Annotated in this window: 20 protein-coding genes; all 20 read left to right on the forward strand. The window is 46.0% G+C overall.

The window, feature by feature from the left end; translation table 11 throughout:
* Positions 1-13: 13 nt before the first annotated feature.
* On the forward strand, positions 14-1,861 hold the full coding sequence (gene recQ / locus V6984_RS06825) for a DNA helicase RecQ (RefSeq protein WP_342759030.1): 1,848 nt from the start codon (positions 14-16) through the stop codon (positions 1,859-1,861).
* 20 nt (positions 1,862-1,881) lie between these two features.
* Complete coding sequence (sdaAB, locus tag V6984_RS06830) at positions 1,882-2,547, forward strand: L-serine ammonia-lyase, iron-sulfur-dependent subunit beta (RefSeq protein WP_342759031.1); 666 nt, start codon at positions 1,882-1,884, stop codon at positions 2,545-2,547.
* 34 nt (positions 2,548-2,581) lie between these two features.
* On the forward strand, positions 2,582-3,454 hold the full coding sequence (sdaAA, locus tag V6984_RS06835; RefSeq protein ID WP_342759032.1) for an L-serine ammonia-lyase, iron-sulfur-dependent, subunit alpha: 873 nt from the start codon (positions 2,582-2,584) through the stop codon (positions 3,452-3,454).
* Positions 3,455-3,534: 80 nt separating this feature from the next.
* Positions 3,535-4,011 (forward strand): pyridoxamine 5'-phosphate oxidase family protein, encoded by a 477-nt coding sequence (locus tag V6984_RS06840; RefSeq protein ID WP_342759033.1) that lies wholly within the window; start codon positions 3,535-3,537, stop codon positions 4,009-4,011.
* Positions 4,012-4,106: 95 nt separating this feature from the next.
* Positions 4,107-4,934: a methyl-accepting chemotaxis protein gene (locus tag V6984_RS06845; RefSeq protein ID WP_342759034.1), complete on the forward strand. Its 828-nt coding sequence runs from the start codon at positions 4,107-4,109 to the stop codon at positions 4,932-4,934.
* Positions 4,935-5,158: 224 nt separating this feature from the next.
* Positions 5,159-5,683: a helix-turn-helix domain-containing protein gene (locus tag V6984_RS06850; RefSeq protein ID WP_342759035.1), complete on the forward strand. Its 525-nt coding sequence runs from the start codon at positions 5,159-5,161 to the stop codon at positions 5,681-5,683.
* A 17-nt stretch (positions 5,684-5,700) separates the two neighbouring features.
* Positions 5,701-6,435 (forward strand): ABC transporter ATP-binding protein, encoded by a 735-nt coding sequence (locus V6984_RS06855; RefSeq protein ID WP_342759037.1) that lies wholly within the window; start codon positions 5,701-5,703, stop codon positions 6,433-6,435.
* On the forward strand, positions 6,407-8,041 hold the full coding sequence (locus tag V6984_RS06860) for a hypothetical protein (protein ID WP_342759038.1): 1,635 nt from the start codon (positions 6,407-6,409) through the stop codon (positions 8,039-8,041). Before V6984_RS06855 ends, V6984_RS06860 begins: the two co-directional genes overlap by 29 nt.
* Positions 8,042-8,129: 88 nt before the next feature.
* Positions 8,130-9,023: a DUF2156 domain-containing protein gene (locus V6984_RS06865; protein ID WP_342759039.1), complete on the forward strand. Its 894-nt coding sequence runs from the start codon at positions 8,130-8,132 to the stop codon at positions 9,021-9,023.
* 51 nt (positions 9,024-9,074) lie between these two features.
* Positions 9,075-10,388, forward strand: a complete 1,314-nt coding sequence (locus V6984_RS06870; protein ID WP_342759040.1) for a M18 family aminopeptidase — start codon at positions 9,075-9,077, stop codon at positions 10,386-10,388.
* A 319-nt stretch (positions 10,389-10,707) separates the two neighbouring features.
* Entirely contained in the window at positions 10,708-11,649 is a 942-nt protein-coding gene (modA, locus tag V6984_RS06875; protein ID WP_342759041.1) for a molybdate ABC transporter substrate-binding protein, read from the forward strand.
* Positions 11,650-11,685: 36 nt separating this feature from the next.
* A complete protein-coding gene (gene modB / locus V6984_RS06880) occupies positions 11,686-12,384 on the forward strand; it encodes a molybdate ABC transporter permease subunit (protein WP_342759042.1) in 699 nt (232 codons plus the stop codon).
* 1 nt (position 12,385) lies between these two features.
* Positions 12,386-13,453, forward strand: coding sequence for a sulfate/molybdate ABC transporter ATP-binding protein (locus V6984_RS06885; RefSeq protein WP_342759043.1), 1,068 nt, complete (start codon positions 12,386-12,388; stop codon positions 13,451-13,453).
* Between the two features lie 246 nt (positions 13,454-13,699).
* A complete protein-coding gene (nifH, locus tag V6984_RS06890; protein ID WP_342759044.1) occupies positions 13,700-14,518 on the forward strand; it encodes a nitrogenase iron protein in 819 nt (272 codons plus the stop codon).
* A gap of 24 nt (positions 14,519-14,542) precedes the next feature.
* Entirely contained in the window at positions 14,543-14,866 is a 324-nt protein-coding gene (locus V6984_RS06895) for a P-II family nitrogen regulator (RefSeq protein WP_342759045.1), read from the forward strand.
* 30 nt (positions 14,867-14,896) lie between these two features.
* Positions 14,897-15,280, forward strand: a complete 384-nt coding sequence (locus V6984_RS06900; RefSeq protein ID WP_342759046.1) for a P-II family nitrogen regulator — start codon at positions 14,897-14,899, stop codon at positions 15,278-15,280.
* A gap of 11 nt (positions 15,281-15,291) precedes the next feature.
* The gene (locus tag V6984_RS06905; RefSeq protein ID WP_342759047.1) at positions 15,292-16,890 is read left to right on the forward strand and encodes a nitrogenase component I subunit alpha; all 1,599 of its coding nucleotides are present in this window, start codon (positions 15,292-15,294) and stop codon (positions 16,888-16,890) included.
* A complete protein-coding gene (locus tag V6984_RS06910; protein ID WP_342759048.1) occupies positions 16,890-18,263 on the forward strand; it encodes a nitrogenase component 1 in 1,374 nt (457 codons plus the stop codon). Before V6984_RS06905 ends, V6984_RS06910 begins: the two co-directional genes overlap by 1 nt.
* 76 nt (positions 18,264-18,339) lie before the next feature.
* Positions 18,340-19,683: a nitrogenase iron-molybdenum cofactor biosynthesis protein NifE gene (gene nifE / locus V6984_RS06915; protein ID WP_342759049.1), complete on the forward strand. Its 1,344-nt coding sequence runs from the start codon at positions 18,340-18,342 to the stop codon at positions 19,681-19,683.
* A 29-nt stretch (positions 19,684-19,712) separates the two neighbouring features.
* Entirely contained in the window at positions 19,713-22,355 is a 2,643-nt protein-coding gene (locus V6984_RS06920; protein WP_342759050.1) for a nitrogenase component 1, read from the forward strand.
* Positions 22,356-22,365: the final 10 nt, after the last annotated feature.

A 22,365-nucleotide genomic window follows, 5' to 3' on the forward strand; every position in this document is an offset into this window, starting at 1 on the left:
GCAGAGGAACTACATGGAAACAGCAGAAAAAATTTTAAAGCAATATTTCGGATATGATACATTCAGAGAAGGTCAGAAGGAGCTGGTGGGCAGCATCCTGGAGGGAAAGGATACCTTTGGAGTGATGCCTACGGGGGCGGGGAAATCCATATGCTTTCAAGTGCCCGCGCTTATCATGGAAGGAATTACACTGGTTGTGTCGCCGTTAATTTCGCTGATGAAGGATCAGGTGGAGGGGTTGAATCAGGCAGGAGTCCACGCGGCATTCTTAAACAGCTCACTGACTTCGGGGCAATATTTTAAAGCGTTGGAATACGCCAAAAACGGCAGGTATCAGATTATCTATGTAGCCCCTGAACGCCTGGTGACGGAAAGCTTTTTGGATTTTGCCCTGAATGTGCAGATTTCAATGGTCGTGGTGGATGAGGCTCATTGCGTGTCACAATGGGGGCAGGATTTCAGGCCCGGTTATTTGAAAATAGTGGAATTTATAAGTAAATTGCCATCCCGCCCGGTAGTCAGCGCTTTTACCGCTACGGCGACTAAGGAGGTGCGGGAGGATATCGTTTATCTTCTGGCGCTTCAAAATCCCGTGATAGTAACTACGGGCTTCGACCGCCCCAATCTCTATTTCGCGGTACAGTCTCCGAAGGATAAATATGCGTCCATGAAGAACTATTTGGAGCTCCATCCTGCGCAAAGCGGCATTATATATTGCCTCACGAGGAAAACGGTAGAGGAGGTCTTCGAAAGGCTTTGCGGCGACGGATTTTCCGTAGCGAAATATCATGCGGGACTTTCGGATAGGGAAAGAAGGACCGGGCAGGAAGAATTCATCTACGGAAGAAAGGAAATCATGGTAGCTACTAACGCCTTTGGAATGGGAATCGATAAGTCCGACGTCCGCTATGTAATTCATTATAATATGCCTAAAAATATGGAAAGCTATTATCAGGAAGCCGGAAGAGCGGGAAGAGACGGAGATGCGGCGGAGTGTATCCTGCTTTATGGAGGACAGGACGTGGTGACTAACCAGTTTTTTATCGATCACAATCAAGACAATGAGGCGCTGGATGAGGCGGCCCGTGAAGTGGTGATGGAGCGGGATAGGGAGAGGCTTAGAAAGATAACCTATTACTGTTTTACCAACGAGTGTCTGAGAGATTATATTTTACGCTATTTTGGGGAATATAAAGAGAACTATTGCGGTAATTGTTCCAATTGCCTGAGCAAGTTCGAGAAAACGGAAGTGACCGATATCGCGAAGGTACTGATCGGATGTGTGAAGACATGCGGACAAAGATATGGAAGCGGAGTCATTATAGATGCAGTGCATGGGGCGAATACGGCGAAGATACGCGGATATGGGATGAATCACAACCCCTATTACGGCGAGCTGGCGAAGGTGCCGGTATTTAAGCTGCGGCAGGTGTTGAATTATCTGTTTTTAAGTGAATACTTGAAGGCGACGAGCGATGAATATGCCATCGTGAAGCTGACGGAGAAAGGAAACGCAGTACTTGCCGGAGACGATATCGTTGTTATGAAGATGCCAAAGGAAGAGGAACATCCGGCAAAGGTATCAAAAAGCAAAGGAAGCGGAAAGGGAGCATTTTCCGGAGGAGAACTTACCGGAAGAGAGGAGACGCTGTTCGAAGGGCTGCGTGCGCTCCGCTCGGAAATTGCCAGAGAGGAAAAGGTGCCGCCGTATATCGTATTTTCGGACAAGACGCTCAGTCATATGTGCGTGGTCAGGCCCCGGACAGAGGAAGAAATGCTGACAGTATCCGGTGTGGGAGAGTTTAAATATAGAAAATATGGTGAACGCTTCCTGGAGGCGATTAGAAATGGGGAAAAATAGTCGGAAGAAGAGGAAAAGATATGACGGGAATCAGCGTATTTGAGGTAATCGGACCGAACATGGTGGGGCCTTCCAGTTCCCATACGGCAGGCGCGGTATCCATGGCGCTTTTGGCGCGGAAAATGTTTCCGGGGACGATAAAAGAGGTAGATTTTACTCTATATGGATCCTTTGCAAGAACCTATAGGGGACATGGAACCGACAGGGCTCTTCTGGGAGGAATCTTAGGATATGAAACCGACGATTTAAGAATCAGGGATTCCTTTGAGCTGGCGAAGGAGGCGGGGATCGGATATTCCTTCTCCATCTCCGAAGACGACGACGTACATCCTAATACGGCGGATATGCACATAACAGGAGATGATGGAAGGAAGCTGTTCGTACGGGGAGTATCCCTTGGCGGAGGAAAAGTAAAAATTGTCCGGTTAAACCGGGTGGATGTGGAATTCACTGGAGAATACAGCACTCTCATCGTGAGCCAGAGCGACAAACAGGGCGTGGCGGCGCATATTACTAAGAGCCTGAGTGACCGGGGCGTAAACATTGCTTTCATGAGATTGTTCCGGGAAGAGAAGGGTGCGGCGGCTTATACGGTGGTGGAATCGGACGAAAGGATACCGGAGGAAGCCTTGGAATGTATCAAGGGAAATCCCTATGTATCCGATGTGATGCTGGTGCAGGTCTGAATAGTAACAACAATTATAATATAGAGGAAAAAAAATGGACTTTCGAAGCGGTAAAGAATTGTTGGAGTTGTGCGGGCAGACGGGTCTGCCTATTTCACGGATTATGAAGAAAAGAGAAATGGAATTGCAGGGAATTTCGGAGCAGGAAGCAGATCGTAAGATGTCGAAGTCACTTGACATTATGAGAAGTTCAGCTAATGACCCGCTGGAAAACGAGACGACTTCTATGGGCGGACTTATTGGCGGAGAAGCGAAGAAGCTGGGTAAACTGCGGGCGGAGGGAAAATCTATCTGCGGTGCGATGGTGTCCAAGGCAATGACCTATGCTATGGCAGTTTTGGAGGTAAATGCCTCCATGGGAGTTATCGTAGCAGCTCCCACGGCAGGTTCCTCCGGCGTTCTTCCGGGGGTGTTGCTGGCCCTTCAGGAAGAACTGGGGCTTCCTGACGAAAAAGTAATGGACGGTCTTTATACGGCGGGGGCAGTCGGGTATCTGCTCATGCGTAATGCTTCTGTAGCAGGTGCACAGGCGGGATGTCAGGCAGAGGTCGGTTCTGCATCGGCAATGGCTGCGGCAGCAGCGGTAGAAATGATGGGTGGAACGCCTGGACAGGCTTTAAGTGCGGCGACAGGGGCGTTATCCAATCTCTTAGGGCTGGTATGCGATCCGATCGGCGGCTTGGTGGAAAGTCCATGTCAGAACAGAAACTCCATCGGCGCCGCCAATGCTCTGCTGAATGCGGAGCAGGCGCTGGCGGGAATCGAGCAGTTCATTCCCTTTGATGAGATGGTACAGGCGATGTATCATGTGGGCAGAAGTCTTCCTTTTGAGCTTAGAGAAAGTGCTCTTGGAGGCTGTGCGGCAACTCCTGCGGCATGCGGCATAAGCTGTATGTCCGGGAAATAAGTTAATGGAGTGACAGACAACGATAGCAGGGCGCTAAGTGAACTAACATCTGGATTCAAAATATAAGGAAGGATACGTACATGAGAAGAAAAGACAGAGAAGTAACCGATAGGGAAACTATAGAAGAAATAATAAAAGCATGTAAAACCTGCCATCTGGCCATGGTAGATGATGGGAAGCCGTATGTGGTTCCATTGAATTTTGGTTACGAACTGGATGCGGATAACCTGACTTTGTACTTTCATAGTGCAAAGGAAGGCAAAAAACTGGATATCCTGCATAAAAACAGCAGCGTATGTTTCGATATAGCCAGTGAAGGAATGCCCATTCATGCGGAATCGCCTTGTAACTGCGGCTATTACTTTTCCAGTATCATAGGCATGGGTACCGTGGAATTTATCGAGGATACAAAGGAAAAATGCAAGGCTCTTTCCTTGCTGATGAAGCATCAGGCGGATAGAGACGTGGAATTCAACGAAGCTCAGGTGAACAGCGTATGCGTGTACAAGGTGAGTACTTCGGATTATTCAGGCAAGAAGAAGCAGATGCCTCATTGAGTTCTTTTTTAGAACATATCGGATATTTTATATTGTAAGAACTTATTGGGAGTAGGATCATAAAATTAGAACGGCGGTACTAAGGAGGATATATCGTGAATTCCGAAGAAAAGATGGAAGTATTTCAAGAGCTTTTGCTTATAATGAAGGAGGTATTGCAGGAAGAACTGGACATTGCTTTGTACTTAACGGACACTGAAAAATGTATAGAGTATTATCCGGGAAAAACTGTAGATGCCAAAGTCAGAAGGGGAGATTTGATCAGGCCGGATGAACCGATTTATGATGTTATCCATAATAGGAAAACAATGAATGACATTGTACCTAAAGAAGTGTTTGGTGTAACATTCAGGGGAATCGGAAGACCTATAATTGATAATAATGGAGAGGTCATAGGGGCTCTTGCGGTAGCAAGGAATATAGAAAATGAATTGCTGCTGTCAGAGGCCTCGGAAAGCATGTTTTCGGCGTTGGAAGAAATCAGTGCCAGCATTCAAGAGATATCTGCCAATACTCATGTGTTTTCTGAACATTTAACAGGAATAGAAGAGCTATCAGACATGACAAAAAATGCGATTAATGAAGCCGGCTCTGTAATTAACAGCATACAATCCATTTCAAAACAGTCGAATCTGCTTGCGTTGAATGCCGCAATCGAGGCGGCACGGGCAGGGACTGCAGGAAGGGGGTTTTCAGTGGTCGCCGAGGAAATGAGGAAGTTGTCAGAGCATAGTAATGATTCTGCGGCAAAGGTTGCCAATATGCTGAATGAGATGAAAGAGTTCATCGTTAAAATATCGGATGAGATTACTGGAATAACAGAATCTTATAAAGGACAAGTGGAGATTACATCTCAAATAACAGTAGCGATAGAAGAGGTAACAGGATCTTCAGAGAAGCTGGTAGAATTGTCTCAAAATTAACAGCATGTTCCATGCTTACATAAATAGGGTACCCACCGAAAAATGGGTGCCTTTTTTATTTCATAGAAAAGATTTTGTTACGTCGCGGTGGTAAAGTTTCGGTTTCCTGTGAAATAAAAGATATTGACAAATATATTAGTGTGAAGTAATATAAAAAAAGAATGTTATCACTATTGATAATAATATTAAATGTGAGAACGAATGTCAGGAGTGTGATAATAGGAATGGGGCAAGATATATCGAAACTCGTTATGAATCCGATTCGGCTCAGAATTATCCAATATCTGCTCATTCATGGGTCTGGGACCCCTTCGCAGATAATGGCGGAGATGAGCGATATTCCGCCGGCGAGCTTATACCGGCATATTAAGCTGCTGTATGAAGCGGATTGCATTACGGTGGTGGAAGAGAAGAAGATAAGAGGAACTGTGGAGAGAACATATGCGATGAAAGGCGGAAAGCCTTGTGAATTCAGTAAAGACAGCGTGGAGCATTTAATCCAGTCATCGCTTATGTCTTTGATGACCTCCTTTGGAAAATACTTTTCCAAGGAAACAGCGGATCCGGTCAAAGATTTTTTGGCACTTTCTACATCAACCCTTCTTTTGACAGATGAAGAGTTCATGGAGGTTATGGAAAAAATAGGGGAAGCGATAACGCCCTACCTTTGCAACACGGCCCAAAAGGGGAGGAACGTCAGGAGATTTACTTTTATTTCTTCTCCGTGTGAAGAGGATGAAGACGATTAGGAAGAGGTGTTGGGAGAATGTTGAGCATAAAAAATCTGACCAAAACTTACAAAGGCGGTAAAAAGGCCGTATCCGATTTAAGCCTTGAAATCGGGCAGGGCGATATTTATGGATTTATCGGCCATAACGGAGCCGGTAAAACCACGACAATCAAGGCGGTAGCAGGAATCATCGATTTCGAAGAGGGCGAGATACTGGTTGACGGACATTCTGTAGTAAGGGAACCAATATTATGTAAACAAAAAATGGCATATATTCCGGATAATCCGGATTTATATGAGCATCTTACCGGAATCCAATATCTGAGCTTCATAGGCGATATTTTCGGAATAGAGGCAGAAACGAGAAAAGAGAGAATCGAAAAATATGCGGATGCATTTGAGATGACATCAAGTCTGGGCGATTTGATCGCATCCTATTCCCATGGAATGAAGCAGAAACTCGCCATTATTTCAGCACTCATCCATAAGCCTGCGCTGTTAATTCTGGATGAGCCTTTCGTCGGTTTGGATCCGCAGGCAAGTGTTTTGCTGAAAGGATATATGCGGGAGCTTTGCGAGGAGGGCAGTGCCATATTTTTTTCTACTCATGTACTCGATGTGGCGGAGAAGCTGTGCAATAAAATTGCGATCATTAAAGAAGGAAAGCTGATCATTGCCGGACCGACCGAGGCGCTTACACAAGGGAAGTCGTTAGAGGATGTATTTATGGAGGTGGTAAGGCATGGAGGAGATTCGGCTAAGAAACAGTAGTGCCGTCGTTAGGCAGATCGTGAAGCTGCTTAAAATACAACTTCTGCAATATATGGACATTAATGAAGCGTTGCATTCGAAGGACAAAAAGAAGCGACACAGCTTATATTTTCTTTTGGGAACCTATATTTTTCTCGGTGCGATAATTGCCATTTATATGAGCGGAGGAGCCTATGGGCTATGCTTTTTAGGACTGCCGCAGATTGTTCCGGCATATCTGTTGTCCATAACCAGTATTTTAATTCTGGTGTTTACCATACTTAAGGCGGGAAGTATGCTGTTTCAGATCAAGAATTATGAAATGCTCATCGCTCTTCCGATAAGCCCTATGGCGATCGTTGTAAGCCGGTTTTTGAATATGTATGCAGGAAGTCTCGTGCTGGCAGTACTGGCAATGCTTCCGGCAGGAATCATTTACGGAGTCTTTGTGAACGCATCGGCGGCATTTTATATCATATATGTGATCAGTATATTTCTAGTGCCTCTCGTTCCGCTGACTACAGCGTCTGTAATCGGAGCGGCGGTAACAGCGGTGGCCGCCAGAATGAAGCACAAGAACGCTTTGACGATTGTGACTTCGATGGCGTTAATAATCGGCGTTCTGTCATTGTCTTTCTATCCGGCGTTTCAGGCAGGAGCGATTACGGAGCAGCAGATGACGGATTTCACATCGCTTCTTAGTTCTCAGATAAACAACTTATATCCCCTTGCCAATCTATATACGGAGGCCATTGTGACCGGAAGCCCCGCCTCGTTTGCAGGGTTTGCAGCAGTTTCCGTAGGAATTTTTGCGGTATTTGCGGGTGTGGTGCAGTGGAAATACGCATCCATATGCGCGGCGCTTATTACTCATGCGGCAAGAAAGAACTATGTACTGGGGAAGCAGCATAGAAGGAGTCCGATAGGAGCGATGTATATAAAAGAGATGAAGAGGTATTTTTCATCGTCTATTTATGTCATGAATACAGCGATCGGTTATATTATGATGCTTTTGTTGGGAGTTGCCTTCTTGTTTGTCGGAAGAGACAAAGTGATGAATGCGATGGAAGTTGCAGAGGCAGCACGGGATATAGCAGAAAAAATACTGCCCTTCATACTGGCCCTGATGGGAATGCTGGGGACCACCACTATCAGTGCGCTGTCTATGGAAGGAAAGCAGTGGTGGATTCCGAAATCTCTTCCGGTAAGCACGAAAGTGATACTCGACAGCAAAATACTTGTAAATCTCACCTTAGCCGTTCCCAGCTGTGCTATCGCTGCTGTGTTATGTGTGGCGGCGTTAGGATATCAGGGAATGAGCTCGGTGTGGATGTTTGTAATTCCTCTCATGTATTGCGTATTGGCTTCGGTGATGGGAATGGCGATAAATATAAAGTTTCCTCAGTTCCATTGGGATAACGAGACATCGGTAGTTAAGCAGGGGACAGCGATACTTGCGGGAATGGTACTGGAATTCATAGTTGCTATAGCAGGAGTAGTGCCGGTATTTTTTGTAAGTGGGGCCGCATACCATGTATTTATGGGTATAATAGCGATAGCCTTGCTGCTGATGGCGACAGTGATTTATAAAAAAATAGTAAATTTTGACTTAAGAAAGCTGGATTAGGGTGTAAAAAAATTATATTAGTTGTATACTGTTAGGGGAAAAAGCGAAAATAATTACGACAGATAAGAATCTGGTGAAAGAGGAATTTATGATTGAAATTAATTGGAAAAAGATAGGAACGGAAGATGAAGAGATTATTCAAAGCTATTATGATATGGAGCCGGTAAGAAACTGTGAATTCACTTTTGCGAACAATCTGTTATGGTCGCCTTTTTATAATATACGCTATGCGGTAGTGGAGGATATGCTCGTATTTATCTCCGATGAGGCGGAGGTATCCATAAGCTGTCCGCTCGGTAAAGGAGACCTTGGGAAGGTAATCGACGTTCTTACTGAATATTTTAAAGAGAAGAACAAACCCTTCAAGCTGCATCTGGTATCGCCTTCGCAGTTTGAGAAATTAGATAAATTATATCCTGGAAGATTCAAGGTGGAGTACAACAGGGATACTGCGGATTATGTCTACGAATCGGAGCGCCTGATTTCTCTTGCAGGGAAAAAGCTTCACGGAAAGCGTAATCACATCAACCGATTTAAGGAAGCTTATCCGGACTGGAGCTATGAGAGTATTACGGATGAAAACGTGGAAGAGTGTATCGCTATGGCTAAAGAATGGCGAATCCAGAACGGGTGCGAGGAAAAAGGCCCAATGCACAACGAATTCTGCGTGACTCTGCATGCGCTTAAAGAAAGAGAAGCACTGATGCTAAAGGGCGGACTTATCCGGGCAGGCGGACGCGTGGTTGCATTTTCGTTAGGAGAGCCTTGTGGTAAGGATATGTTTGTAGTTCATATCGAAAAAGCGTTTGCCGACATTCAGGGAGCTTATCCTATTATTAATCAGCAATTCGTGTTGAATGAGGCGCAGGAATATCGATATATTAATAGAGAAGAGGATACGGGTGACGAGGGACTTCGGAAAGCAAAATTGTCTTATGATCCGGTATTCCTGATGGAAAAAGGACTTGTTACGGAAGTATAAGTGTGAAGCTCTGAAAATAAAAAGAATTAGGAAACATAGGGAAGCGTCATAATGGATAAAATTAACAAGAATGCAGATATCGTGCATAAAATGCTGAAATTCATCGAAGAAAGCCCTACCTGCTTTCATGCGGTGGAAAATGTGCAGAAGCAATTAAAGAAGAATGGTTACCTCTCGATCAGTGAAAATGAAAAGTGGAAGCTTTCGGCAGGTGGAAAATATTATGTAAACAGAAATGATTCCGCGCTCATTGCCTTTCGGTTGCCGGAGAAGGAGGTAAAAGGCTTTCATATGATAGCCTCTCACAGCGATTCTCCCTGCTTTAAGATAAAAGAAACGCCGGAGATCACGGTGGAGGAACAATATATAAAACTGAATACAGAGCCCTACGGCGGGATGATCATGGGGACTTGGCTGGACCGTCCTCTCTCCGTTGCCGGAAGGATAGTGGTTTCGGAAAACGGCAGGCTGGTCAGTCGGACGGTGGCAGTGGACAGAGACTTGCTCATCATTCCCAACATGGCAATCCACATGAACCGGGATATAAATAAGGGCATGGAGTATAACGCGCAGACGGATATGCTTCCGCTGTATGGAGGGATAGGGAGCAGGAATTCCTTCCGGGACCTGATCGCCGAGGCGGCAGGGGTGAAGTCCGAGGATATTTTGAGCAGCGATTTATTTTTGTATAATAGAGAAGCAGGTAGAATCTTAGGCGTTGAGGGAGAGTTCATCGCTGCCCCCAGACTGGATGACCTGGAGTGTGTCTATGCATCCTTGCAGGCGATGCTCGATTCAAAGCCGGAGGAACATATAAATCTTATGATCGTATTCGATAACGAAGAAGTGGGAAGCATGACGAGGCAGGGAGCAGCATCTACTTTTCTTCAGGATACTCTACTGCGAATATGCGAAGCGCTGTCCCTGACTCAGGGCGATTATTGCAGACTGACGGCAGATAGCTTTATGATATCTGCAGACAATGCTCACGGGGTACATCCCAACCATCCGGAAAAAGCGGATCCAACTAACCGGCCTTATTTAAACGGCGGTATCGTCATCAAGTATCACGGAAGCCAGAAGTATACGACGGATGCGGTTTCAGCGGCGGTGATGAAGGATATTTGCAAACGTGCGGAAGTTCCCTTTCAAACCTATGCCAACCGCTCCGATATAGCGGGCGGCTCTACGCTCGGGAATATTTCGGCGGCGCAGGTGCCGGTCAGCACGGTGGATATCGGTTTTGCGCAGCTTGCTATGCACTCTGCATATGAGACGGCGGGCAGCCGGGACGTGGAGGCTATGATAAAGGCACTTAGCTGTTTTTATGGCATGGGAAGTACGGGTATATTTGGTGATTTATGATTTTGGATAATCCCGAGCCTTATGGGGCAGGGATTATCCTTTTTTTTAGAAAGTGTAATACTTTTTATTGACAAGTAGGCGATAAGAGAATAAAATGTGTCTTAAAATTAAATTCAGTCATTTTTCATACTAATAAATCTTTTTCCATTTTGTTTTGCAATGGGGCAATATCCTATATCTGTAGGGGATTTGCTCCATTTTTTATATTTATCCCTTCACAAATCCCCAACAGATATAGCATAGAAATGTGGAATACCTTGATCAAGGCCATTCAGGCAAACTGTTATATATAAATAATAAAAATAGGAGGAGAGAAATTATGAGAAGAAAAACAATGGCACTTTGGATGACAATGGTAATGACAGCAGCGCTGGTGACTGGATGCGGTGCATCTGGATCTGGGACGACCACGGTAACAGAGGCAGAGACCATTGCGGACGGGTCTGTAACGGAAGCAGAGACCGTTGAGGAAGACCCCGTTACGGAAGCAGAATCCAGCTCCGTTGAGGAGCCTTTAACAGAAGAAGACACCAGTACAGAGGCATCGGGCGAAGATGTGGAAATCTATGCGTTTATCGCCGCAAGCTTAAATAATACGATGGAGAAAATAAAAGAAAATTATGAGGCGGATCATCCGGGTGTAACCATCATTTACAATGCGGACAGCTCGGGAACTTTACAGAAGCAGATTGAAGAAGGGGCAGAGTGTGATGTATTCTTCTCAGCGGCGACTAAGCAGATGCAGGCGCTGGAGGAAGGAGGCTATCTGGTGGATGGTTCCATAACAGATTTGCTTACCAATAAGATTGTGCTGATCAAGCCTTCCGGCATGGAGACAAAAGTGACTGGATTTGATAATATCACTGAAGCATCCAGCCTTGCACTGGCCGGAGAGGATGTGCCGGTCGGCCAGTATGCCCGCCAGTTGTTTACTAATATAGGGATACTGGATCAGGTGATGGCCATGGAAATCAATGAAGGAGCTAATGTAACGGCAGTGCTTACCGCAGTGGCAGAGGGGAGTAATGAAGTTGGCGTCGTATATGCTACCGATGCGGCATCCATGGCCGATAAGGTAGAGATCATCGCTAAAGCAGATGACAGTCAGGTAGAACCGGCAGTTTATCCGATCGCTCTGGTAAAGAACGGGGAAGCTGATGATGCACAGATAAAGGCCGCAGATGAATTTAAAACCTATCTGATTACAGATGAAACTCCATTGAGTTTGTTTGAAGAAGCCGGTTTTATAGTTACTGAGTAAAAATATAAGATGAAACGAGTAAAGGGGGTGAAAATCATGTTGGAACTTGTACGGACCATAGATTGGAGTCCCCTTTTTATTTCCCTCAAGACCGGCATCGTATCAACGATTCTTGCATTTTTAATGGGAATTGGGGCTGCCAGGCTGATTATGAAGGTAAACAGCACCGCAAAGGCCGTCCTGGATGGCATTCTGACATTACCGTTGGTGCTGCCGCCTACGGTGGCCGGTTTTTTCCTGCTTTTGATATTCAGCTTAAGACGGCCGTTTGGTTCTTTTCTGTATACGAACTTTGACATCAAGATGGTACAGACCTGGCCGGGCTGTGTGATTGCGGCGTTTGTGATCGCATTTCCGCTGATGTATCGGAATGCAAGGGCGGCATTCGAGCAGGTGGATATTAATATGATTTATGCGGGACGCACGCTGGGACTTACCGAGAGCACCATATTCTGGAAGGTGATAGTTCCTATCGCAGGTCCGGGTCTGGCCTCAGGAACGGTTCTGGCATTTGCAAGGTCTATCGGGGAATATGGAGCTACGGCTATGCTGGCTGGAAATATCCTGGGAAAGACAAGAACGGTATCCGTAGCAATAGCGTCGGAAGTTGCTGCCGGAAACTGGGACGTGGCCGGGTTATGGGTATGTGTGATTGTCATCCTGTCATTTTTTGTCGTGACATTGATTAACTATATCTCTGGAAAAGGGATAAAGAATATGAACAGGTGGATGTAATATGGCATTGCAGGCAGAGATAAAAAAGACTTTTCCGGGATTCGTTCTGGATGTAGAAGTTGAAACCAATGGAAGCTGTCTGGGGATTTTGGGGGCATCCGGGTGCGGAAAAAGCATGACGCTGAAATGTATCGCAGGAATTGAGAAACCCGATAGCGGAAGGATAGTGCTAAATGGCAGGGTACTGTTTGATTCGGAAAAGAACATTAATCTGTCTGCTCAGGAGCGGCGGATCGGTTATCTGTTTCAGAATTATGCCCTGTTTCCTACTATGACAGTAGAAGAAAACTTATCCATCGTAATGGGAGGAAAAAAGAAGGACCGGAGGATGGAAATCCGGGAGCAGTTAGAGCGCTTCCATCTGGAAGGACTGGAAAAGCGTTATCCGTCGCAGCTTTCGGGCGGGCAGCAGCAGCGGGTAGCGCTGGCAAGGATGCTGCTCTACCATCCGGAGATTATCATGCTGGACGAACCGTTTTCTGCATTGGATGGATTCCTGAAGGATGCCCTGCAGTTTGAGATGATGGAGGTGATTCAGAAATATTCGGGGGATGTGATTATGGTTTCCCATTCCAGAGACGAGATATACAAGCTGTGTACAGATACGATGGTGATGGCAGAGGGAAAGCGTATATTAACAGGAAAGACTGGTGATATCTTTTATAAACCTCAGTATATGGAGGCAGCCAGACTGACCGGATGCAAGAACATTTCGGCTATCCGTAAGGTGAGTGAATATGAATTGTATGCGATTGACTGGGAAATCAGTCTTCGTACCCGTGAAATAATTGAAGATGATATTCACTATATTGGAATCCGTGCCCACAACTTATTTCCGTTGTGGGAAGAGCCGGGAATCGATACAATGAATGTCATGCGGGTGAAACAGACCGGCTATGCAGAGACTCCGTTTACGCGGCAGTTTCTGTTCAGCAATGCGGATGGGAGCAAGAATATCGATATATGGTGGTTGCAGGATAAGCCGGTTTTTAAGGGAAAAGAAGAGAAAACGGTACGATTTCCTTTTTATATTCAGTTCCCGGAAGATGCGCTTCTTTTGCTTAATTAGAAGAGGGCCTTTCTATACCGAAATCGTCAGAAAACAACTCGGTACTGTTAAAAAATAGTGAAAATAGGATTCAAATGAGAAATTTTTTTGTTTATTGTGCAATATTGAATTTAAGAAGGAAAAACAATATAGTTAATACATCCTAAGTAGTCGACGAAGCTTCAGGGAAGACATATTGTTACGAAGAGGTAGCTCAGATATTTATCTGCTTGCTGCCTCTTTTTTTATTCTAAAGGAGGATGCGCTATGAGACAGGTTGCTATCTATGGAAAAGGCGGAATTGGAAAATCAACAACAACACAGAATCTGACTGCAGGGCTTGCGGAGATGGGAAAACACATTATGATTGTGGGATGTGACCCGAAGGCGGACTCGACCAGACTGGTACTCGGAGGTCTGGCACAGAAAACGGTTCTTGATACCCTTCGCGATGAAGGAGATGATATTGAACTTGAAGCGGTTATGAAGGAAGGATACGGAGGAATCAAAGGCGTAGAGTCAGGCGGCCCGGAGCCCGGCGTTGGCTGTGCGGGACGCGGTATCATCACTTCCATAAATTTATTGGAGCAGCTGGGAGCTTATACCGATGATCTTGACTACGTGTTTTACGATGTCCTCGGCGATGTTGTGTGCGGTGGTTTTGCAATGCCGATCCGTGAAGGCAAGGCTCAGGAAATCTACATTGTATGTTCGGGAGAGATGATGGCTCTTTATGCGGCCAACAATATTTCCAAAGGTATCGCCAAATATGCAAAAAGCGGAGGTGTAAGACTGGGCGGTCTGATCTGTAATTCCAGGAAGGTAGACAGAGAAGAAGACTTGGTTCAGGCAGTAGCAGCGAAGATAGGGACCCAGATGATTCATTTCGTGCCCCGCGATAATGCAGTGCAAAGAGCAGAAATCAGGAAACAAACAGTAATCGATTTCTCGCCGGAGGAGCCGCAGGCAGATGAATACCGGCAGCTGGCCCGAAAGGTTGACAACAATGAGATGTTTGTGATTCCAAATCCCATGAAGATCGAAGAACTGGAAGAGATTCTAATGGAATATGGTGTAATGGACTAAATTCCCTCAGGAAGGAGAATAGTTATGTTATTAGTAAGAGCAATCGTAAGACCTGAAAAGTCAGGGTATGTAATGAAGGAAGCGGCAGAGGCAGGATTTCAGGCAGTAACAAAAATGGATGTATTTGGGCGGGGCAAGCAGAAAGGAATCCAGGTCGGAGAAATCTATTATGATGAAATTCCAAAAGAAATGCTGATGTTTTTCTGTAATGATGAAGATAAGGATGATCTGGTCAAGGTGATTTTAAGAACGGCAAAAACAGGTGAAGGCAATTTCGGTGACGGACGTATCTTCATCTCCCCGGTAGAGGATGCTTATACCATCAGCAGCGGAAAACAGGGGTTATGAGACGGTATTTCAGGAAAGAGGAGGAAGGCGATGAAAGAAGTAATGGCGTTTATCCGTACCAACAAAGTAAATGCAACAAAAAAGGCTTTGGCGGAAGGCGGTTTTCCGGCATTCACCTGCAGACCGGTGCTTGGAAGAGGCAAGAAAAGTATCGATCCCGAGTTATTATCGATTGTAATGCAGAGTGGAGAACTGCCTCTTAACATGTCGGGCGAACATTTGACAGAGGCATTCCGGCTGATTCCAAAGAGATTTATTACATTGATCATGGAAGACAGTGAGGCACCAAAAGCTGTAGAAATCCTGATCAAGGCCAATCAAACGGGAAATCCGGGAGACGGAAAAATATTTGTTCTTCCGATTAATGAAGCATATACGGTCAGAAGCGGCGAGAAGACGGTAGAAGCTTATTAGGAGGCGAAATCATGGCAAAAGAAAGAGATGAATTATTAGATAAATACTCGGTGCGGGTATTCAAAAACAGAAAGAGTCATATCACCCAACTGGAATTCAGTGATGCTCCGGATGAGATTGCGGCCAATACCCGCGCGATTCCCGGCATTGTAACCGCCAGAGGCTGCTGCTATGCAGGCTGCAAGGGGGTGGTCGTGGGACCGATGAAGGATGCCGTCGTTATTACCCATGGACCTATCGGATGTGCCTTTTATTCGTGGGGCACCAGAAGGAATAAAGCGAAGTCTTCCTACGAGGGAGAACCTAATTTTATACCGTATTCCTTCTGTACCGACATGAGGGCGCCGGATATCGTATTCGGCGGAGAAAAGAAGCTGGAGGCAGGAATTGATGAGATCATGCAGATGTTCAGCCCCAAGTGTATCTTTATCTGCTCAACCTGTCCCATTGGGTTGATCGGAGATGATGTGCAGGCGGTTGCGCGCCGGGTGGAAGAAAAATATGGGATAACGGCAGTGGGATATTCCTGTGAAGGTTATAAAGGCGTTTCCCAGTCGGCAGGACATCATATCGCGAACAACGGATTGATGCGCTATGTTATTGGGAAAGGTGAAAAAGCTCCAAAAACGAAGTATAGCATTAATATCCTGGGCGAATATAATATCGGCGGTGATGGCTGGGAGCAGGAGCGGGTCTTGAAGAAAATAGGGTATGAGGTAGTATCGGTATTTACCGGAGACGGTTCCTACGAAACTATGAAAAATGCCCATTTGGCAGATTTGAACCTGGTCATGTGCCACCGTTCCATTAATTATATCGCAGAAATGATGAAGACTAAATACGGTATCGACTGGCTGAAAGTGAACTTCATCGGTGTGGGAGCCACCTGCAAGTCACTTCGTATGATGGCTGAGTATTTCAATGATCCGGAGCTGACGAAGCGGACAGAGGAAGTGATTGCAGAGGAGCTGGCAGAGATTCAGGAAGATATGGAATATTATAAGTCCAAACTGAAGGGCAAGACAGCCGGTATCTTCGTTGGAGGTTCCAGATCTCATCATTACCAGCTTCTGCTAAAAGATTTCGGGATAGATACTACCATCGCAGGATATGAGTTTGCACATAGGGATGACTATGAAGGCCGTGAGATTATTCCACAGATCAAAGCGGATGCCGATTCCAAGAACATCGAGGAAATCACCGTAGAGCGGGAAGAAGGATATAAGGACCGCTATACGGAGGAGGAACTGGCCGGAATGCGGGCAGCCGGAGTAGAGCTGGATACTTATGGCGGTATGATCAGGGACATGAAGAAAGGTCATATAGTGGTGGATGATTACAACATGTTTGAAACAGACCAGCTGATTGAGAAATATAAGCCTGATATTTTCTTCTCCGGCATCAAAGACAAATATGCAATCCAGCATGGAGGAGTTGTATCCAGACAGATGCATTCCTATGATTATTCCGGTCCTTATGCGGGATTCCGGGGAGCTGTTATTTTTGGCAGAGATATAACCATGAGTCTGTATACCAATGCATGGGCGCTGGTAACCCCGCCGTGGAAGACAGCACCGATGCTGGAAGGAAGTTTAGGAGGTGGAAAATAGTGCTTGAATTAACGCCAAAAGAGATTATGGAAAAACGTCATATCACCATAAATCCATGTAAGACCTGTGAGCCGGTGGGAGCTATGTTCTGTGCTCTGGGTGTGGAAAACTGTATGCCCCACTCACATGGTTCCCAGGGATGCTGTTCTTATCACAGAACGGTACTCAGCCGTCATTTTAAAGAGCCGGCTCTGGCATCTTCCAGTTCCTTTACAGAGGGGGCTTCTGTATTCGGAGGAAGAAGCAATATTAATACGGCAGTGAAAAATATCTTTGATATCTATAATCCGGATATCATTGCCATACATACCACCTGCTTATCAGAGACCATCGGCGATGACGTAGGTTCTTATATTCTGGATATGGAGATTCCGGATGATAAGAAAGTATTGTTTGCCAGTACGCCGTCCTATGAAGGCTCCCACATTCAGGGATTCTCCAACATGGTAATCGGTTTCATGAAATATCTTACTAAAAAAACGGGCGCACCCAACGGAAAAACTGCTATTTTTCCAGGCTGGGTCAATCCCGGGGACGATCGGGAATTAAAAAGAATTGCAGCTCTGATGGGAGCCCATTATATCTATTTTCCTGATCACGACGGGACGCTGGATCATCCCATGGATGGAAAAAATGATTATTTTCATCCGCATGCCGGAACGCCGCTGGCAGATTTGGAGGCTCTGGGCGACTGTGAGAAGCTGATTTCCATGGGGACTTACTGCAGCCAGGAACCGTCGGATTATATGAAACGGCAGTTTGGTACGCCTTATGCTAATATTCCTCTTCCTGTAGGAGTAGCGCTGACAGATCGCTATGTGACAGAACTTCGAAAGATTACCAAACAGGAGGTACCAAAGGAACTGGAGGATGAAAGAGGACGCTTGATCGATCTGATGCTGGATTCCCATCAGTATACCTATAAGAAAAGGGTGGCCATTTATGGAGATCCGGATATTGTTTATGCATTTACATCACTTTGTCTGGAACTTAGTATGATTCCTAAATACGTCATTACCGGTACTCCCAAAGAAAGCTGGGTAAAAGAGATTACAGCGCTGATGAATCAATACGGAGTGGATGAGTCGGAATATGTGGTAAAAGCCGATACGGACTTATTCTATTTGCACCAATTGATTAAAAATGAGGGAGTGGATATGCTTCTGGGATTCAGTTACGGCAAGCAGATTGCGAAAGCGGAGGACATTCCCATGGTCAGAATGGGATTTCCGGTGCTTGACCGGTATGGAAATCCAATCCAGGCTACTGTCGGTTATGCCGGTGGAATACGGTATGTGGAAAAAATTGTTGATGCCCTGATGGACCGGCAGGACCGGGATGCGCTGGATGAGGATTTTGATGTTGTCATGTAGGGTTATGGTAACTCAACTGCATAGCACCTGGGAGGGAGGCCCCCTCCCTATTGTTATATGAGAGAGGAGCGGTTGTATGGGAAATATACTGGATGCCAGGAAGAATTCTATTTTGTTTAAAGATGACTGCGGCGGGCAAGGAAGCGGAATCTGCTGTGACAGTGACAGTGTATCAGGAGCGGTATCCCAAAGAGCCTGCGTTTACTGCGGTGCCCGGGTGGTATTAAATCCCATTACGGATGCGTACCATATTATACATGGACCTATCGGCTGTTCCAGCTATACATGGGATATCCGGGGATCCCTTACCAGCGGAGAGGATATCTACCGAAACAGTTTTTCTACGGATTTACAGGAGACAGATATCATCTTTGGAGGAGTAAGAAAGCTGGAAGCCGCGGTAGATGAATTGATGAACGCCCACCGGTCAGCAAAGCTGATTTTTATCTATGCAACTTGTATAGTCGGTGTAATAGGGGATGATGTGGACGCAGTATGCCGGACGAAGTCCGCGCAATATGAGATTCCGGTGATTCCGGTCAAATCCCCGGGATTTTCCGGCAATAAGTCCACCGGATACCGGATGGCGTGCGATGCGATTATGGAAGTCCTGTGTCCTCATAAGACAGAGAAAAAGCATGGAACTATCAATATTCTTGGTGATTTTAACCTTGCAGGAGAAATGTGGATCATCAAAAATTATTTTAAGAAAATTGGAATAGAGGTAATCTGCGGATTTACCGGAGACGCCAGGTATGATGATATGTGCAGGGCACCAGGAGCTTCCTTAAATATTGTTCAGTGTGCCGGTTCCAGTACCTATCTGGCTCAGCGGATGGAAGAAGAATTCGGAATTCCTTATATCAAAGTCAGTTTCTTTGGCGTAGAGGATACAACAGCTTCCTTGGTCCGGGTGGCGGAAGCGCTTGGAGATGAGGCAGCCAGAGAGAAAGCGGTAATGTTCTGTATGGAAGAAACCGAGAAGCTGCAAGGTTTTCTCGCCAAATATACAAAGAGTTTAAAAGGGAAAAAGGCAGCAATCTATGTGGGCGGCGGATTTAAGGCCATTTCTCTGATACGCCAGTTTGCCGTAGTGGGAATACAGACGGTACTGGTGGGAACCCAGACGGGGAAAAAAGAGGAATATGAGGTCATCGAAAGTCTGGTGGATCAGGATACGGTTATCCTGGATGATGCCAACCCGGCGGAACTTGAGACATTTATGAAGGAAAAGGGTGCGGATATCCTGGTGGGAGGTGTCAAGGAACGTCCGCTGGCTTATAAGCTGGGAGTGGCATTCTGTGATCATAACCACGAGAGGAAACATCCTCTGGCAGGATTCGAAGGAGTTTATAACTTTACGCGGGAGATCGACCGCAGTATAAATAATCCGGTTTGGGAATACGTGAAAGTCCTTTGAAAAACTGACAGCGGAAAGGTGGAAGAGATATGAAAAGTGAAATAAAACCACTTGTAAATATAAATATTAATCCATGTAAAATGTGTATGCCCATGGGAAGTGCAACCGCATTTCACGGAATAAAAAAATGTATGACGATCCTGCATGGTTCCCAGGGATGTGCGACTTACATACGGCGCCATATGGCGACCCATTACAATGAGCCGGTGGATATTGCCTCTTCTTCCCTGACAGAACAGGGAACAGTATACGGAGGAAATTCAAATTTAAAAAAAGGTCTGAAAAATCTGATTGAACTCTATCATCCGGATGTCATCGGCGTAATGACTACTTGTCTGGCCGAGACGATTGGAGAAGATGTACCGGGAATCATCGATGAGTTCTATGAAGAGAATCCGGGATATCGGGATATCCATATCATATCCTGCTCGTCGCCGGGATATGGAGGGAGCCAGTATGAAGGATATTTTGAGGCGTTGTATGCCATTGCTTTGTCCGTACCGATGGAAACAGAAGAGAATGACAGAATTAATGTGATAACGGCACCATTAAGTCCGGCGGACATACGGTATTTAAAGCAGGTGTTTCGGATATTCGGACTGAAGCCGATTCTCCTGCCGGATATTTCAGATAATCTGGATGGAATTCATGCAAAGGAGTATGACCGGCTTCCCCAGGGGGGAACCGATATTGGGGAAATCCGGAAAATGGGCGGTGCCAGGATGACTCTGGAACTGAGTGGGTTGACACACAAACATTCTGTGGGTGATTTGCTCCTTCAAAAGTATGGGGTACCCTGCAAAAAACTGAATCTGCCGGTGGGGCTGCGGGACACGGATGCATTTTTTCAGGTCTTGTCCGAGCTGGCAGGTATTCAGGTTCCGGATGAAATCAAAGCGGAGCGGGGCAGATACCTTGATGCAATGATTGATTCCCACAAATATAATTCAGCAGGACGCGCGGTGGTATTCGGGGAACCGGACCTGATACTTTCCACGGTCCGCCTGATGTGCGAGAGTGGTGTCATGCCGGTGGTATGCGCATGTGGGGCTGCCTGTCCGGAATTGAAGACACTTCTGCTCCCGGAACTGGAAAAGCTGGCGGATATGTATTTCACGGAAGATTATACCGTTGTGGATCAGGCGGATTTTAAAGATATTGAGCAAATGGCAAAAAGGTTCCATGCCAATATAATGGCAGGAAATTCCGACGGAAGAAGGATCGCCGGGGAAGAAGGGCTTCCGCTCGTCCGCCGTGGATTTCCTATCCATGATCATGTAGGAGGGCAGAGGCTGAGGATGCTGGGATATGAAGGGAGTATGGAATATTTGGACGAAATTACTAATACTCTGATCGATACAACGGAGACAACATTCAGGGAACAGCTTTATGATACGTATTACAAAGGCTCTCTCATTGATGAGAAAGGAGCCGAGTCTTCTGATGAAACAGAATCCAAACGGGATATTATGCAAAAAAAGACAATGGAACATCCATGCTACAATTGTGGCGCTCATAAATACGCCAGAATTCATCTTCCGGTAGCACCGGCCTGTAATGTTCAGTGCAATTATTGCGTGAGAAAATTTGACTGTCAGAATGAGAGCCGTCCGGGGGTTACTTCCAAAATACTGACGCCCATGGAGGCGCTTGAGCGGTACCGTCTGGTGAAAGAAAAGATGCCTAACTTAACTGTGGCAGGTATTGCGGGGCCTGGTGATGCACTGGCCAATTGGGAAGAAGTGAGTGAAACCTTCCGGCTGATCCGCAAATATGACCCGGAGGTAACCTTCTGCCTCTCAACAAACGGGCTGATGCTCCCGATGCATGCGAAGGAGATTGCAGAACTTGGCATATCCCATGTGACGGTTACGCTGAATGCGGTAGACCCTCATATCAGCGGCCAGATATATAAGTACATCCGGTTTATGGGACAGAGCTATGAAGAAGATGCAGCCGGGGCGATCATGGTGTCCAACCAGCTGGCGGGAATCCGTATGCTGGTGGAAAGCCACATCATTGTCAAAATCAATATTGTAACGATTCGGGGAATTAATGAAATGCATATTCCCGAGATTGTGAGGACTGTAAAGGATTTGGGATGTTATATCACCAATATCATGCAGTTGATTCCGGTAGAAGGAAGCACGTTTGAACGTCTGGAGCCGATTCCATTGAAACGGATTCAGGAAATTCGTAAGGAATGTGAAACAATTATGCCGCAGATGTATCACTGCCAGCACTGCAGGGCGGATGCCGTGGGGACTCTGGATAAAGACCAGTCCATCGATTTGGGCGGCGCAGTGAATCCGGTGAAGGAGACTGTCCTGACAGAGGCGCCGGTACGATTCGCGGTGGCATCCAAAAGCGGTATGATTGTGGACACTCATTTCGGCCATGCAAAGGAATTCTATATCTATGATTATGTGGATGGAGAGGTCCGTTTCATCGGAAGGAGGAGCGTGGAGCAGTACTGCAATAGTGTGGAGGAATGTGGAGAGAAAGAAGATAATATTCAGAAGATCATCACAACATTGGATGGCTGCCATGGTGTTATCGCTCTGCGTATCGGTGCAGGGCCGAGGCAGAAGCTGGAGCAGAAGGGAATCATGGCAATCAATACCTATGATGTGATTGAGGATGCGGTGAGAAAAGCAGTATCCGGCATATAAGAGAAGGAGG

Origin of the sequence: Kineothrix sp. IPX-CK, from assembly GCF_039134705.1 — a bacterium.
GTDB classification, from domain to species: Bacteria; Bacillota; Clostridia; order Lachnospirales; family Lachnospiraceae; genus Kineothrix; species Kineothrix sedimenti.